This is a genomic window from Bacteroides sp. MSK.20.12, from assembly GCF_019052435.1.
Lineage (GTDB): Bacteria > Bacteroidota > Bacteroidia > Bacteroidales > Bacteroidaceae > Bacteroides > Bacteroides xylanisolvens.
This window is the reverse complement of sequence record NZ_JAHQVH010000003.1, coordinates 192,645-209,095: the sequence shown is the minus strand read 5'-3', so window position 1 is coordinate 209,095 and position 16,451 is coordinate 192,645. Positions and strand designations below refer to the sequence as shown.

Below are 16,451 nucleotides of genomic sequence, written 5' to 3'. Positions count from 1 at the left end.
TTCATTCATTTTACAAATTCAACTTCAGCAAACAAAGCCCTGTGGTCAGAAACTTCCGGATTAGATAAAACTTTAAACGATTTCACTTTCCACTTATTCTGTGGAAGTCCGAATATATAATCAATCTTGATTGTCGGCTGATCTGCGGGATAGGTGAATGTATCATCGCAGATTCTCTGCCAGTTCTTCATGACTTCACAAATCACATTAGAGTCGGTCCGGGCATTAAAATCTCCCCCCAGCAGTGTCGGGGTATCTCCCGTACCAATCCGCTCATTAATCTGTTCAGCCATTGCGCTCCTTATCAGGTCTGTCGAATGATCCAGGTGAGTCGTTCCTATCCTGATTACGTCTGAAGTTCCCGGCTCCTGAATATCTACATATAATAGCGTCCGGGGTTCTTTGGCTCCGTCTATACCTTCAAAAGTTTTGTTATTGATATAAACAAAAGGATATTTTGAAAGGATAGCTACTCCATATTCTCCACCACCAGTATCCATCGCTTTCCCGAATACGGAAAACAATCCCAACTCCGCAGCCAATTGAGTGGTGAAATCCTGATTTTTGTTCCTTTTTGTGTTGTAATCTATCTCTTGCAACATTACAACATCCGGATTGTATTTCCTGATAAATACAGCATACTCCTTCACCGAGTAGCCGGTCATCTGTCCGGACATCCGGCAATTATAGCTCATTATTTTAAGAGCCTGCGCATACGTACTTTGATACGCAAAGAAGAAAAGGCATACCCATACAATGGGCTTTAAAAGTGCTTTCATAAATTAGTTTTTGTTATTAGATTAAGTTTACTTATTCAACAGTATATGTATATTCTGATATTTTTTTAAAGCTAACCGGTGTTATGGATTGCATCACCTCCAACACATAGTTCAAATCGTTCCCTTTACAAACGAAGTCGTACGTAAACGAAGCAATCTTTTCGTTTTTAACTGTAATCTCTATATCAAAATGACGCGAGAGTGTTGTAAGCACCTCTTTCAATGATGCATTTCTGAAAATAAGCCGGTTGCTTTTCCAACTCGAAGCATCATCGTGATATCTATCAGTTTTTATTTTTATTACATTACTCCTTTTTTCATAAACTGCAGTTTGTCCGGGAAGCATTTGCTGCATAGGCCTGCGGCTTTGCACATGCCCGATATTTATACTTCCTTCGTCGAGTGTAGTTTTGATTACCTTATCCGAAGCGTATGCTTTTACATTGAAACACGTTCCCGTCACTTGTATTTTCACATTCTCGGCAAGTACCTGAAAAGGGGATTTCTTGTTTTCTGCTATCTCAAAATAAGCCTCTCCTTCCAGCGTAACATTCCTGTTGTATTTTGCAAACTGTTCCGGATAGGTCAATTTAGAATCGGCATTTAACCACACCCGGCTACCATCGGGAAGTAATACGAGTAGCTTCTCCCCCCTTACAGCACAGACCTCCCGATAAACAAGGTTTGCCTCATTATGACTTTGATAGAAATTATATCCCACACCTATCACTAGCAAAACAATTGCACAGGCTACCGTCCACTTAAAGAACAATGGCATCCTTATTCTCCTGTTCTTTCGTTTTTCTTCCCGCATCACGGCTTCCTGAATATTCTTATAAATGCGATATTCATCAAAAGGAGGCAATTCTCTGTCGCCCAATTCGAGCTGTTTGCCTTCTATTATCCTCTGAATGTCGTCATCCATATATTTCCCGATGCCGTCAACTACTTCAAAGTCCTGATTTGTATGTTTCTTTTTTGATTTCATATTTCAATATCTATTAGTAATACACACTGTTACAAAAAAGTATTATACAGACTACGTTAAACCGTGTTAATTCAAAAGAACGTTCCATATCAGCAAAAAGTGATAAAACTACATCATACAATAAAGCAACAACAAGCTAAGCTCTCCCACTGTCGCGCGAATCTGCTTCAAAGATTGGCTATATTGAAATTTAATTGTATTGATCGAAAGATTAAGTTTATCGGCTATTTCCTGATTGGAGTATTTTCCCGAAACTTTCATTTCAAAAACCTTGCGGCGTTGCGGCGAAAGTTGCTCAAGAGCTTGCTGTATGATGTTCATTTGTTCTTGTTTAAGGTTTTCGTTTTGAGAATTGTCTTCCAATTCCAAAACCATTGAAAGGCAATCCTCAAGTAAATAGATATTTTTCTTTGAATCTCTCAACGTATTGAGCAGATCGTTCTTCAACATCGTAAAAAGGTATCTGTTTATGGGTTTTGTTTCATCGATCTCTTCTTTTTTCAGCCAGAGTTTTAAGAATAAGTTCTGCACAGCATCTTCAGCCAATTCTTTATTCAGCAGATATTTAAATGCCAAAGAAAAGGTCTGCGCCGCATACGTCTTGTATACAATACTAAATGCCAGCTGGTTCCCCTCTTTCAGAGCCTTAACCAAAGCTTGGGCTTCATCCTGTGAGTATTTCTGGGACATCTTAATCATTTTAAATATGAAAATAAAAAGCTTATTATATCAAGTCCTTATTTTCAAATATATTAATTCTTTCTGATATAGCATGATTCGCGAACAACAAATGAAACAGGCCTCTTATTTATTTCACCAGTCTTTGATATTTGCTGAATAAAAAAGTGGAGAATGATAATAATCCGTCAGTTGCTGAATGAATATCTTTTCGAACATCTTTCCGATCAGTTGCATTTACCCAACCTTCTTCTATTTCTTTTAATTCATCTTCAAGTTGTTTCTGATCCACCTCTACACCTTTCTCGGCCGCTTTGATGAATGTATTGATATACATCTCCCAGCGCTTTGCATAATAATCTCTTATCAGTCCTGCCCACGAACGACTGGCATAATCGTTCAGGCTTCCACCCCAAGTCGTAATCAAGTTGCGAGCATTCTTTTCATAATAATCTTTCAATTGGGGAGAATCTCCCATCTTCCGCGCATCATCAATCCATTTATCCAGCGAACAGTAAGGATGAAAAGCATTCAGTTTATCCAAATCATTCAATATCTCCTTCATTTTCTCGCCGCAAGCTTTCAAAGCCTGATAATCTTTAGCTTCAACCATCCTGTCAAACTCCATTTTCACGTCAAGAAAGTAGTTTCCAAGCACCTGTCTGCCTACAGTAATCAAATCCAGGCGAAAAGCATCTCTCCGGTCAGAAGGTGCCTCATTCAGTTTTCTCCAAACCTCTAGTAGTTCAACATTGCTATACACATTACTTGTCCGTTTTTCACTGTTCTTATTCAATGCAGGGCGATACCCGGGTAAAGTACCTAATGTGCGCGGCACCTGTACATAAATGTCATTGAATAATCGTTTCCAAGCATCGCGCACAGACTGCGACACACATCCCACATGTCTGTCAGCCAGACATTCAATCCATTTATTATCATCTACATTCAGGTTCCATGCTTTCTCAAGAATGTATTCGTAGGGAAACTGCATCACATCCAACCCTTCCAGCGTAGAGCCGATTCCTTTAAGGTTGCCTCCACCGTTAATAAGAGCATTCTCAAGTCGTGCGCCACTTTCTTTGACGTTACCTGTCAAAGTCGTGTTTCCCCCGAAATTGCCCAGATAACACCAAATATAGGGCTGATCATGAAAATGCTCTGTTCTTTTCCATAATTCAACATTTTCACAATGATAATCAAGTAATATCATTTTATTCTGTGGCACTCCTGTCAGCAAAGCCTTCATTCGCTCGGAAGTCCATTTATCTTTATCAAAATAAAACATCCACGTCATTTGCATCCATTGGGCTTTGGGATCGGCAGCCGTCAATGTAGCGTACATATCCGAAGCTATCTTCCGCAAATATTCGGGTTCGAAACTGGGCGGGTCAACCTCATTGAAAGGATCTAAACCATAAATATGATCGGTTCCGAAAAGTTTTTTTTGTTCATCAAGAAATAGTTTCTGAATTTTCGCAAACAAAGCATCGTTAGGGTTCAGAAAATTACAACGGTATGCATCAGCAAAGCCGGCCCATTTGCCCAAATGTTGAATATCGGCCTCGGGATAGAGCCGTTTTAAATCGGCAGGTACATGTCCGGCAAAGGCTGGCAATACAGGCTTCATATTCAATTCACGCTCACGCGCGAGTATTTTTTTCTGCAAGCTTACCTGGTGTTCCAGCCATTCCATTGGCAACGGACCGTTCCAACGATCTATGTTAGCCATCCGATGCCAGGGCAGATACGGCGGTCCCGTGAAGTAAGAGCGTATTTCGATGTCCGACATTCCCATTTTCGACCAGACTTTATACCACACGGCTTCTTGTCCGGTAATTGCCAAAGGCATATTTATACCATTAAGGGCCATCCAGTCAATAAAACGTTCCCATTCTTTCCATTGCCACCAAGGCATCGTGTAACCATACGTGCAGTAATTCAGGAAAAAACGAGTATCCACTCTCGCTTCCGAAATCACCTTCTCACCAACCATCGGCAATTCTTCAGGGATTTCAACGGCTATATCCGCATACCATGACACTGTAGTGAGACAGTAATATTTCAAGTAATGGTTCAGTCCCATCGCCATTGAATTGGCGTTGTTTCCACCGATTACAATTTTATCTTTTACGGACTCTATTGTAAAGCAGTCTTTCTCTCCTTTTAACTTTTGAAACTGAAAACTCTCGATGTATGACGGTAGCAAACGTTTCAATAATGCTTCCGCAACAGCTACATCTTTGTCTTTAGCCTGAAGAGCCAACGACATAAGCAGCATAACCAGACACGTGTATACACTTTTTCTTTTCATTCTGATTTATAATTTTATATAGATTTTTCTTTTTAACAAAACATATCCCAACAGCCCATTGAACAACAGGAAAAATACACCGTACATAAATGAACCGAAGTAATTTCCGAATAACGGGTTAAGCAAATTATTGAATACAGCCGTATGGATATGCCAATGCACAAGCAATCCTCCGGCTATGCAACTAAACACATAAATTACAAGCGGATTCGCGCCAAATGCTTCGAAAAACGAAAACCACTTTTTATTCTGCTTCACATCAATGATATAGAGCAGCAATGCCAATGACAATGCCGCAATCCCACAAGTGAGCAAAACGAACGAAGGAGACCACAAACGCTTATTCAAAGGACAGGCATAGCTTAACAAATAGCCGGCAAACAACAGCGTGGTACCTATAAGGAATAGATTCAGCATCCGACGTTCATTATCTTTAATGTCGATGATTATCTTTCCGCAAACAAAACCGATCATCACTTGAGACACAGCGGGAATCGTACTAAGTATCCCCTCGGGATCGACAAACTGGCGGCCCTGAAGATACATGTGGTTAGATCCTAAAATAGCCGAATCAATCATCCCGACGATATTATCCGCACTCTTTTCAAATCCGTTTCCAAATAACTGAAATATAAAGTAGACAACCAGCAAAATGATGGCTAATGGCATAAACCGCTTATGTGGTATTGTTACAGCCAATAAGGCTGTAATGCCATAACAAATCCCAAGCCGTTGCATAACTCCCATCAACCGGAGCTGACTCAAATCAAAATAGTTACCACTATCGATTGATGTAATGAACCACTCCATAACCAGACCAATAAATATTAATAAGAGACTTCTTTTTATGATTTTCGCAATGGCCGGTCGACACTGGAAGTTATACTTACACAAGGAGATGTAGGTCGAAATACCCATCAGGAACATAAACATCGGGAATACCAGATCGGCCGGCGAAAAGCCATCCCACTTGGCATGTGCAAAAGCGGCAAAGTTATACCCGCACTTTCCTGTATTGTTGACCAAGATCATCCCGGCAACAGTAATACCCCGAAGTACATCAAGCGAAAGTAACCGTTTGTTCGGATTCATAATATTTGATTCTTTTAATTACTTATTATATATAAAATAGTCGTTCCGGCAGCTAACACTATCCCTATAAGCGATTCATAAGGTATCAGCTTCAGACGTTCCTTAAAATTGAGTTCGCATACGCCTCCTGTCGCATGAAAGAACGAACCATGTGGCAAATGGTCAAGAACTGTAGCTCCGGAATTAATCATAGCCGCTCCCCAAACTGCAGAAATGCCTATAGCCAATATCGTTTCAGCGAACGAAGAAGAAGCCAGTGTCGCTCCGGCTGTTGTCGATGCGGTAGCCGCCGACATCAACGCGCCTGATATAGGAGCAATCAATGCATCACTCATATGAGCATGATCCAATCCTGTAAGAATCCAATCTTTCAAAGAAGAGTTCTTTATGATACCGGCAATAGTTCCGGTTCCTATCAACAGAATAGCTACCACAGACATCTTTTGCAGTCCATATTCTATACTGGGAAGAATATTTTTCCATTGTTTCATACAGATAGCACCACATAAACCACCTACCGGCAAAGCTATCAAAGGATCAATATTGATTCCTGCCGCAGGACGTAATGCCAATAAAACAATCGTAACAACAGGAGCAATCAGACTGGTTCTTAACGAGGGCAAATTTCTCTCTTCCTCTTTATCCTCTGTTTGCATCATCGTTTTTTTGTTTTTCACTGTTTGAGGCATCAGACGGACAATAACAAAAACAGTGAAAAACAAACCGATCACTGCCGGTAAAATATTGGCAAACATTACAGCCGATAGATCTGCATTAAAATTTCCGGCTGCTATAATGGTGTTCGGGTTAGGTGATATGATATTTCCACATTTACCTCCCCCGATCATAGCAATAAGCAATACAGATGGAGACAGGTTTAGACGCTTGCCTATCGAAAGAGCCACCGGCGCAACGGTTATCACAGCCACATCAATAAATACGCCTACCGTACAAAGCAACATCGTTGCGAGTGCCAATGCCATAAATACCCGTTTTTCACCCATTTTGTTTATAATCGCATTGGAGATGACCGTGGTAGCTCCGGTTTGTATTAATATGCCTGATAAGACTCCGGCTGTCAGAATCCGCAATACCGCCGGGGTGACCTCTTTCACCCCTTCGGTCATCACCGTAACAGTCTCATTTAAAGATAGTCCCCCCAACAACCCTCCGACTATCGCTCCGATAATCAGACTGTATGTCGGAGAAAGCTTTCTTATGATTAACAGTATGGATAATGAAAGCCCGATTAATGCGCCTATCGCTGTCATTGAGTATTATTTAGTAAATTGTTTTATGATTCTCACCACCTGTCGCACCGTTCTCTCTATGTTTTCTTTCGTAAACTCCGGTCGCATCGCCTCTTCAAGTGTTACCGGAAAAGGTTGAATAGGCAGTACGGCAGTAAACCCCATCCTATTAAGCGCTTCGGTGGCTTCGACCGCTCCCCCCAACGCTATCACCGGAACCTGACATCTCTCACCGGCACGTAAAATTCCGTCCAACGCCTTTCCCATACCAGTCTGGCGATCCAGTTTCCCCTCTCCGGTCAGTATCAGGTCTGCCTGTCGGACGACCTCCTCGAAACGAAGCGTTTTCAATATAACTTCTATTCCGGATTGCAATTCTGCATTCAAAAACGGAAGCAGGCCGCCTCCCATTCCTCCGGCTGCTCCGGCACCGGGAAGCTGCGATATATCCATATTTGTATATTCCTTTATCATCTGTGCATAATGCCGCAACCCATTGTCCAACTCTATCACTTGCAACATAGTTGCCCCTTTTTGGGGAGCATATACATAGGCCGCACCCTCTTCTCCAAAAAATGGATTACTAACATCACAGGCAATCGTAAAACGACTCTCCTTCAATGCCGGATTTAATTGGGAAATATCTATTTGATGGACTTTTATCAGATTTTCACCGACAGGTTCCAACTCACCGTTTCCGCTATCTAAAAAGCGTGCGCCTAAAGCCTTCAGCATACCTATTCCCGCATCATTCGTAGCACTTCCGCCGATCCCGATAATGAATTCCCGACACCCGCTTTTTAATGCATCAGCAACCATCTCTCCAACTCCATAAGTCGTAGTCTTCATGGGGTTTCTCCGACTTGAATCGATTAATGGCAGACCGCAGGCCGAGGCCATTTCGATAATAGCCATCGCACCATTGTTTACGATGCCATACGATACATCGATTGGCTTCATGAATGGATCATGCACCCGACATGACACCGTTTGGGCATGAAGGGCAGAGCATAGAGCTTCTGTAGTCCCTTCGCCGCCATCAGCTATGGGGAAACGTATAATCTGACAGTCGGGTAATTCCTCCTGAATCGCTTTTTCGGCAGCTTTCGCTATCTCGAAAGAACCGACCGAACCTTTAAACGAGTCGAATGCCAATACAATCTTTTTCATAAAAGCTATCACTTATTTGTTTTCTCTATTAAATTCAATGCAGCCTCGACCGGATCATCAAACGGAGTCGTACTGTTACTCCAGGGAGATGTAATCCATTGCTCCTCCCATTCTCGGATTTTATTCCGGTCTTTTGTGAAATAGAGCTGTATACGAGGGATATAGTAGTCTTTAATCAGCCCGCTCCAGAAACGAGCAGCATAATCCTCCTGAATACCACCCCAACTTGTAATCAAGCGTTTGGCATTTGCTTCATAAGCATCTTTTTCCTGAAGAGTTGTTCCGCTATTGCGCGCAAGTTCCACCCATTCTTCTAATCGATATAAAGGATGAGAAGCCAATAGCCTGTCAACGTCCATCAACAAATCAACAGTTTGTTGCAGATTACGTTGCGCTGCGAGAACACGATTCTCCGAATCATCTTTCAAGGCCTGCTTATAAAAATTTTCAGCTTTAGCCGCTACATAATACGAAACAAACTCTATGAGGTCGTTTCTGTATAACTCAGAGCTTTTCAGTTCGTCAGCGCAACTAGCATACAAACGTATAGCCTGCAAGTAATCATCACTAAGGTCGATTTTACTGATCCGCCGTTGATCGGGTACTACAGTTTGCCAGGTAAAACGGGGGTATGAATATAAAGAACTATATGCTGTTTTCCGAAAAAGTTTCCAAGCTTCCTCCATGGCATCGGGATAGCCCCCATAACGGGCCTCGCAGTATATCTTCATCCAATCGTCCAAGTCGATACTATCCGATGACCATCCCATATCGGCTAACAGTTCGTAAACAACCTCATTGTTTTCGAGTCCTTCAGGGGCAGAACCGAACCCAATCAAGTTACCTTTATTTGCGGCACGTAATGCTTTGACCGAGGAACTAGCATACATGTCCAAGTCTCCTGTCATGGTGTTTTTCCCACCAAAGTTGGGTACATAGCTGAATATCCATTTCTTTCCGTAAAACCCATCATGTACTTTCCATGTCTGCTCGGTGTTCCACACCCATTTCGGATAATCATTGCCCAAATCAATGATAATCATTTTATCATCAGGTACATTGCTTAACAAGGCTTTAAGCGATTCTTTATCCCAGAATGAATGTTGATATCCGAATGTCCATCCCTGTGTAACCCAAACGGCATCCGGGTTTCCGGCTGTAATTGATTTATAGATCGTTTCTCCATACTCGGCCAATAACTTATATTTCGCTTCTTTATCTGCCTTATCGATAGGCAGTTCCATCTCGTTAAAACTGTCCGAGAGATAATACGTATTTTCTCCAAACTCTTTTTCCCACTCTTCGACAAACAGTTTGCCTATCTCTTCGAAAAAAGGTGAATCTGGTGGTAATACATAGGCGTTGTACTCTTCATCAAAACCACCCCACCGCATGTGCCGGAATTGTGTGTCGGGATGTTTCTGCACGAATCCTTCCGGCACGAAACCTGCAAACGCAGGCGCTATGGGCTGCATACCCAACTCGCGCATACGGGTCAGGATTTGATGCTGCAAAGCGATTTGGTTCTGCTGCCAGGCATCAGATAAGGGACCGTCCCACTTGTTCAGATTGCCCATGCGATGCCAGGGAAGGTGTGCAGGCGCAGTGAAAAACTCACGGATTTCTTCTTTGGTCAATCCCATACGCAGCCATACCCGTTCCGCAATGGCTTCGCTGGCCACGGTAGCCAAGGGCATATTTACACCATAAAGAGCCATCCTGTCAATTTCCTTTTCCCAACGCTCCCAGTCCCAGTAAGGGGTAGTGTAGCCGAATGTACAAACATTAAGGAAATAGCGCAACTCATAAGGGGACACCTGTTCATACAATTCATAATCAGGCCACGGCATCACCGACGTTATGTGTTCACCGCTCCATGTTTTCATACTCTTGCAGGCCTCTTTCATGTACGTATGAAAAGCGTAACAGATAGCAACAGAGCTACTTCCCCTTAGGGTAAGCCGGCCGTCGCTTGCTATCACTTCGAATATATCTTTACCGTCGGATGGTTCGATATATTCAAAGTGGATAGACTGTGCTCTTTCCCCAATCTGACGTTCTATTAACTGTTTGGCGGGGGTGATAATATCCGTCTTAGGCTTGTGGCATGAGCAGAAAAAAAGCGTTGCTGAAATCAGTAAATACTTGATTATTGTATGTATCATAGAAAATCATAAATGTTATAAGTGAGTATCAATATTTTTTCTTCGATGCTTCTTTCACATATTCCAGTTCCGTAATAATCGGTAAATGGTCTGACAAAAGCGACTGAACAGTTTGCGTACTAATCACACGCCATCCTTTTTGCGGGTAAGCAAACAAGTAATCGATCTTAATCACAGGTTTCCATGCCGGCATTCCAAAATCATCGTTACTCGCAGCAAACCAGCTATCCATACCACGTATTGCCTCGGAGTAATGACGCGCGTTGAAATCACCTCCCAAAATTACAGGATATTTATAATTTTTGAAATGCCCGGTAATAAATTTTATTTGCTCCGCCCTTGTTTCTTGAGAGTTGACGTCCAGATGCGTAGAGGTAAAAACAATGGTATCATTACCCATTTCGAATAATCCCTCCAGCATGGCCCGTCTCTCATGCTCTTTGATCGGATGGGGCAGCATTATCTTTTGGACAGAAATATATGGATATTTACTTAACATCCCAATACCGTAATAACCGGTAGAATAGTCAATCGTTTTTCCGTAAAGCCCAAACATCCCTGTATGATAGGCAAGTTCGGATATAAAATCCTTCCCCTTCTGATGCGGGGTACGCTTACGGTCTGTTTTGCTATCCACTTCCTGAAGCGCCACAAAATCAGGCTTGAAGGATTTGATGTGATGAGCAAGTTCCTCTAAAGATGCCAGTTCGCCAAATCTTAAATTATAGGTCATTACCCGTACCCGTAGAGTATCTTGCGCGTATGCAACACCCAAAGTCAGGCATAAAAACAATAATAAATATTTCTTCATTGAATACATGGTTTCTATTTTTTAATGATTACTTTTCCCAGCCCGGATTTTGTCCTAACAGAGGATTCTTCTGACGCTCGGGATTAGGCACGGGCCACAAATAATGTTTCGTTGCGTCGAAGTAGCGTGCTCCGCCTTCCGCAGTAGACTTTTCGTAGATAACATCACCAAACTCATCTACTCCGGTATCGGGATATGGGTTGGCGCCCAAATCGTTCATACAAACTTTCAGGCTGGGACCGGTGATGGCACGTCCAAAGCGAAGTTCGCCTTCACGCCAACGCATCACATCGGCGTATCTTGTTCCTTCACCTGCCAACTCAATGCGACGTTCTCTTCTCAATTCGGTTTCGAGATCCATCCCCCATGCGCTAAGTTCGTCAAGGTTCATACGATGCATATTCACACGATCTCTAAGCCTGTTGATGGAGTAATCAATCTGTGTTTGTGTCAGTTTCTTACCTTGTAGTTCGAAAGTGGCTTCGGCATAAATCAGCAAGATTTCGGCAAAGCGGATGACATTGAGATTCCCATGTCCCCCCACACTTGAGCCGGCCAAATCAATATCGTTATACTTTTTCAGATAGAAACCTGTACGACTATTTGCCCCCACACGATTATTATCTTGCAATGAAGCAAAACGAGGCAGATTAAATATCTCGTTGGCCTTATCCGTATCAGGGTCACCGTCATCTCCTCCCGGCCATTTGTCACCCGGAGCATATAAAGTCATCTTCATTCTAGGATCTCTGTTCTGGAAGTAATCCACATAATGCTCTTCAGGCGACTTGTATAACGATGAGGTCTGCACACCGGTCTTTTTATAATATTCCAATCCGGTTTTTGCCGGTTTACCGTCTGTACACAGATAAGCATCCACTAACGACTTCGTTGGATTGAGGCGTATATAATCTGTCGGACTGCAAGTTTCATTGGGCAGACTTTGTGTACGGATTTCGGGTACAAAAAGGCTATATACGATGGCTTCGATATTTTTCGGATCATTCTCGACATCCCCTTCGTGATGAAATAGTTTTTCATATTCATACAGACCATAGGGACTGTTTTCGATGATATATTCACTCGTTTTTGCAGCCAGTTCCCATCTTTCGTTTTGCAAAGCAATACGTGCCAATATGGCTAAAGCGCCCCAGCGGTCAAGCCTTCCCAGTTTATCGCCCGTATACCTTTCTTCAGGCATGCGCTCTGCCGCCCATTTCAAATCCTCGACGAGCTGGTCAATGACTTTCTCTCTGGGAGTACGTTCGATATATGCATCTTCGGGCTGGATGACTTCTCCTACCCAAGGTACATCACCCCAAAACACCGTGAGGTAAAAGTACATAAGCGCCCGGATAGTTTTTACTTCTGCGGCATAAACGTCCTTCTTATTTTGAGCTACCTGCGCTTTATTATAGTTGTCCAGAAAATTATTGCAGCGATAAATATAGCTATATGCTCCTGTCCAATAGGTAGTGAAGGGGAAGCCGTCAGTATAAGAGTGCTTGCCTCCCGAAACCTTACTTAGTCCACTAGTAATATTCCCCCACATGACAGTTTCGGCCGTCGATTCACTCCAATTCACGAGATAGTCTTTTTGCAAAGCTTCGTAACAGGGAGGCAAGGCATTTTTAAGCTGATCTTCATTCACCCAGAATGTTACATTGTCCGGCTCGTTAGGGTTCGTTCTATCCAGGAAATCGCTACATGAGGTAACTATACCAAAGAAAGCAATGATTAAAAAGTATTTTGAGTATTTCATCTTTATAGTCGTTTAATAGGTTAGAATGTTATTGATAATCCAAAAACATAGGTTTTTACTTGCGGATAGACATCTCCGCTGGTGGTCCTCACTTCAGGGTCATAAGCTCCGAAGTAATCGGTTTTAGTAAACAAGTTATCTGCCGAAGCATATACTCTAAGACTATTAATACCAAGAGGTGCCACCATTCGGGCAGGAAAACGATAACCTATCTGAATATTCTTCAGGCGCAAGTACGATGCATCCTCTTTCCAGTAATCACTGAAGAGCCTGTTGTGCTCCTGCGACTGATAAAGTCTGGGATAAGAAGCATTTGGATTCATAGGCGTCCATCTGTCAAGATGTTCTTTTTTAGGGATTGAGTAGTCATTGATAAACGCATGCCGAGCCTCATCCTCAAGGTAACCGGCAACTTTGCCTACGCCTTGCAAATAGAAACTGAAATCAATGCCTTTCCATTCCAAACCACCCTTGATTGCATAGGTGTAATGGGGCTCTTTCTCGCCAAACACCACTTTGTCGTAGTCATCAATTACCCCGTCGGGAGCGCCGTCAGGACCACTGATGTCCCGATACTTAATATCTCCGGGCTGTACAATGCCGTTTTGTGATGCAACAAGAGGAAATTTTGGTTTCTGGTACTTACCTGTAGTTGTATTCACCGATTCGAAGTCATACACTTGCGCCAGCCCATCAGTCAGATAACCATAGAAAGCACCTATCGGATCACCTACCCGACGATACGAACCGGAAGCCGTACTGGTCAGCGACTCCGGAGTTCCACCCAAATCGGTAATCTTATTACGGGCGTCCGACAGATTGAACCCGAGATTGTAATTTACACTTCCGATCTTATCACGCCATGACAGATTAAGTTCCCATCCTTTGACATCAATCTTACCAAGATTGACATAACCTACGTTACTACTGGAAACCCCGACAATAGCCGGAACATCGGGACGAACCAATGCATCAATATTTTCTTTCTTATACCAATCAAAGTCCACATTCAGTCTATTGTTCAAAAAACTAAGGTCTACCCCGAAATTAAGCATGCGGATGGTTTCCCACTTGATGTCGGGATTACCGATTTTGTTTTGCCAAAGTCCCATAACAGGTGTATTAGAAGCTCCGATAGGATAAGACTCTTCGGTTATGATAGGTGACAAGTAAGGGTAGTAATTACCGGGAATGTTTTGATTTCCCAACTCACCCCAGGAAGCACGCAGCTTACCCGAGCTCAATACCGAAGTAGCGAACTCCATGAATTTTTCACGTGAAAAGTTCCATCCTGCCGAGAACGATGGAAAATATCCCCAGCGATTGCCCTTGGCAAATCTTGAAGTTCCGTCGGCACGCAGGTTAGCTTCAAACAGGTATTTACCGTCAAAAGCATAGTTGACACGACCAAAGTAAGAACGTAAAGCCCACTCATCTTTTGTTCCGCTATTCATAAAATTAATCATTCCGGCACTAATAACGTGAATATCCTCAACCATCACATTATCACGCGTAGCACCCAGTGTGCTTCTGTTTTCCCACTCTTGCGAAAATCCCAACAATGCTCCCAACTCGTGGCGTCCTATGGTTTTATTAAAGTTCAGGGTGAATTGCAGCGTTTGGGTCATAACGTCAAGATGGCTTTGTGAGATATAGTCCTTGGCATCTTCATTTGCTTTCAACGGGCTACCGTCCGAGTAATAAGACAACATCTTCGGGTTAAACTCATCCACCTGGCGGGTATATATATTAGCAGAGTACTGCATACCTGCATTCAGTCCGTCTATAATTTTGAGATCTGCATTGAAAATACCATTGAGCACACGTGTTTTCCGTTCTTCCATTCCCGACTCATAGGCTACTTGCAAGGGGTTACGCACCGAACCGTACGACCAGTTCTCACTATCTACCATCCGGCCATTCTCATCAGGAATTTGCCACATGACGGGAAGTAACGGAGACATACGCTGCGACAGGCGGAATACTCCTGATGTGCCGCTATAACCTAAGTCCTTTTTATAGAAATCGACATAGCTCATCTGTCCGGTCAGTTTCAAACGATCATATACCTCCGTGTTTACACTGATACGCGCATTATGTCTTTTTGAACTATATCCGTCACCTACAACCAGTCCATCCTGATCCAGGAAACCATACGACATAAAAAATCCGGTTTTCTCGCTTCCACCCCGTGCGCTCACATTATGCCCCGTTTGAAAAGCCCGGCTTTTGTATATTTCGTCAATCCAGTCAGTATTGGAATATTCGTTGGGATACAGTCCCGAATCATATTTATCGAAAGCCTCTTGGGTATAGGGCTTGGAAAATCCGGCAGCACTCATGGCTTCATTGGAGAGTTCCATGTATTCCCTTCCGTTAACAAGTTCGGGCAATGCTGTGGGAGTCTGGAATCCGGCATATCCGTTATATTGGAATACTACCCGTTCTTTCTTTTCTCCCTTTTTAGTCGTTACAAGAATAACACCGTTAGCGGCACGTGCTCCATAAATAGCTGATGAGGCGGCATCTTTCAGTACTGATACGCTTTCGATGTCCGAAGGATTCAATAAGTTGATGTCTCCCCCGGCTACTCCGTCAATCAAGATCAAAGGTGCTGTACTACTGTTAATAGTTCCCGTACCACGAATGTTGATGCTGGGCACAGCACCCGGCTGCCCCGAAGAGGAAACAATACTAACTCCAGGCAACAATCCTTGTAGCCCTGTAGTTACGTTAGTAATAGGTCGGTTCTCAATAGCCTCCGCTTTAACCATAGATACGGCACCTGTTACATTCACTTTCTTTTGCACGCCATAACCTACAACTACTACATCTTCCAGGCTGACAGCATTCTCTTTCATCACTACGTTTACTGTCGTTGCTTTCGCTATGACGCTTTCTTCACGGTAGCCGACGTATGAGTACCGAAGTGTACTTCCATAGGGTACCTTGATGGAATACTGACCATTGATATCTGTGATTGTACCTGTAGTCGAGCCTTTTACCGATATGGTGGCTCCGATGATCGGTTCCGCATTCTCGTCAGTAACTTTACCTTTCACATATAGTTCCTTTTTCTCTCCTTGCGAATCAACAGGGTCAGTTTTATTTTGATATTCTTTATTATAAAATAAAATACTGTCATCCAGGAAACGGAACCCAATGTTAGTCCCTTTTAGCAAAAGAGTTAGCGCTTTGTTTATCTCTGTGTCTTTTACCTCCAATGACACTTTCCTACTCGTATCCACAAATTCTTTGCTATAGGCTACATTCATCGATGCCTTCTCTGCTATCTGACTGATAGCTTCTTTAAGAGGAAGCTCTTTGATACTAACCGATATTTTTTGCTGTTGTGCATAAACAAAAGCAGTGACAAATATGCACATTAGGGTTACAATACACCTTCTGCCGGTGGATGAAAAAGGAGAATCTTTTTCCATAA

General features: G+C 42.8%; 11 protein-coding genes. All 11 read right to left on the bottom strand.

All coding sequences use genetic code 11. The annotated features are described in order from the left end of the window. Window positions 1-5 precede the first annotated feature (5 nt). Window positions 6-779, bottom strand: coding sequence for an endonuclease/exonuclease/phosphatase family protein (locus tag KTR06_RS02875; RefSeq protein WP_004302417.1), 774 nt, complete (start codon window positions 777-779; stop codon window positions 6-8). Window positions 780-810: 31 nt separating this feature from the next. Beyond that, complete coding sequence (locus tag KTR06_RS02870; protein WP_008646407.1) at window positions 811-1,767, bottom strand: FecR family protein; 957 nt, start codon at window positions 1,765-1,767, stop codon at window positions 811-813. A gap of 108 nt (window positions 1,768-1,875) precedes the next feature. Then, a complete protein-coding gene (locus tag KTR06_RS02865) occupies window positions 1,876-2,457 on the bottom strand; it encodes an RNA polymerase sigma factor (RefSeq protein ID WP_004317492.1) in 582 nt (193 codons plus the stop codon). A 118-nt stretch (window positions 2,458-2,575) separates the two neighbouring features. Then, window positions 2,576-4,759: an alpha-N-acetylglucosaminidase gene (locus KTR06_RS02860; RefSeq protein ID WP_120067270.1), complete on the bottom strand. Its 2,184-nt coding sequence runs from the start codon at window positions 4,757-4,759 to the stop codon at window positions 2,576-2,578. A 6-nt stretch (window positions 4,760-4,765) separates the two neighbouring features. Continuing rightward, window positions 4,766-5,851 carry an acyltransferase family protein gene (locus KTR06_RS02855; RefSeq protein ID WP_217289947.1) on the bottom strand — a complete coding sequence of 362 codons (1,086 nt, stop codon included), beginning with the start codon at window positions 5,849-5,851 and terminating at the stop codon, window positions 4,766-4,768. A 14-nt stretch (window positions 5,852-5,865) separates the two neighbouring features. Continuing rightward, window positions 5,866-7,122, bottom strand: a complete 1,257-nt coding sequence (locus tag KTR06_RS02850; protein ID WP_009038939.1) for a GntP family permease — start codon at window positions 7,120-7,122, stop codon at window positions 5,866-5,868. A 6-nt stretch (window positions 7,123-7,128) separates the two neighbouring features. Further along, window positions 7,129-8,271: a glycerate kinase gene (locus tag KTR06_RS02845; protein ID WP_217289946.1), complete on the bottom strand. Its 1,143-nt coding sequence runs from the start codon at window positions 8,269-8,271 to the stop codon at window positions 7,129-7,131. 8 nt (window positions 8,272-8,279) lie between these two features. Further along, window positions 8,280-10,436, bottom strand: coding sequence for an alpha-N-acetylglucosaminidase (locus KTR06_RS02840; RefSeq protein WP_217289945.1), 2,157 nt, complete (start codon window positions 10,434-10,436; stop codon window positions 8,280-8,282). 28 nt (window positions 10,437-10,464) lie between these two features. After that, window positions 10,465-11,256 carry an endonuclease/exonuclease/phosphatase family protein gene (locus KTR06_RS02835; protein ID WP_217289944.1) on the bottom strand — a complete coding sequence of 264 codons (792 nt, stop codon included), beginning with the start codon at window positions 11,254-11,256 and terminating at the stop codon, window positions 10,465-10,467. Window positions 11,257-11,275: 19 nt separating this feature from the next. Further along, on the bottom strand, window positions 11,276-13,009 hold the full coding sequence (locus tag KTR06_RS02830; RefSeq protein WP_004296448.1) for a RagB/SusD family nutrient uptake outer membrane protein: 1,734 nt from the start codon (window positions 13,007-13,009) through the stop codon (window positions 11,276-11,278). Between the two features lie 20 nt (window positions 13,010-13,029). Next, window positions 13,030-16,449, bottom strand: coding sequence for a TonB-dependent receptor (locus KTR06_RS02825; protein WP_217289943.1), 3,420 nt, complete (start codon window positions 16,447-16,449; stop codon window positions 13,030-13,032). Window positions 16,450-16,451 lie beyond the last annotated feature (2 nt).

What these genes read in the sequence shown, in the direction of transcription:
- KTR06_RS02875 (WP_004302417.1), bottom strand. Translation starts at nt 779, where the DNA reads ATGAAAGCACTTTTAAAGCCCATTGTATGGGTATGCCTTTTCTTCTTT.
- KTR06_RS02870 (WP_008646407.1), bottom strand. Translation starts at nt 1,767, where the DNA reads ATGAAATCAAAAAAGAAACATACAAATCAGGACTTTGAAGTAGTTGAC.
- KTR06_RS02865 (WP_004317492.1), bottom strand. Translation starts at nt 2,457, where the DNA reads ATGTCCCAGAAATACTCACAGGATGAAGCCCAAGCTTTGGTTAAGGCT.
- KTR06_RS02860 (WP_120067270.1), bottom strand. Translation starts at nt 4,759, where the DNA reads ATGAAAAGAAAAAGTGTATACACGTGTCTGGTTATGCTGCTTATGTCG.
- KTR06_RS02855 (WP_217289947.1), bottom strand. Translation starts at nt 5,851, where the DNA reads ATGAATCCGAACAAACGGTTACTTTCGCTTGATGTACTTCGGGGTATT.
- KTR06_RS02850 (WP_009038939.1), bottom strand. Translation starts at nt 7,122, where the DNA reads ATGACAGCGATAGGCGCATTAATCGGGCTTTCATTATCCATACTGTTA.
- KTR06_RS02845 (WP_217289946.1), bottom strand. Translation starts at nt 8,271, where the DNA reads ATGAAAAAGATTGTATTGGCATTCGACTCGTTTAAAGGTTCGGTCGGT.
- KTR06_RS02840 (WP_217289945.1), bottom strand. Translation starts at nt 10,436, where the DNA reads ATGATACATACAATAATCAAGTATTTACTGATTTCAGCAACGCTTTTT.
- KTR06_RS02835 (WP_217289944.1), bottom strand. Translation starts at nt 11,256, where the DNA reads ATGTATTCAATGAAGAAATATTTATTATTGTTTTTATGCCTGACTTTG.
- KTR06_RS02830 (WP_004296448.1), bottom strand. Translation starts at nt 13,009, where the DNA reads ATGAAATACTCAAAATACTTTTTAATCATTGCTTTCTTTGGTATAGTT.
- KTR06_RS02825 (WP_217289943.1), bottom strand. Translation starts at nt 16,449, where the DNA reads ATGGAAAAAGATTCTCCTTTTTCATCCACCGGCAGAAGGTGTATTGTA.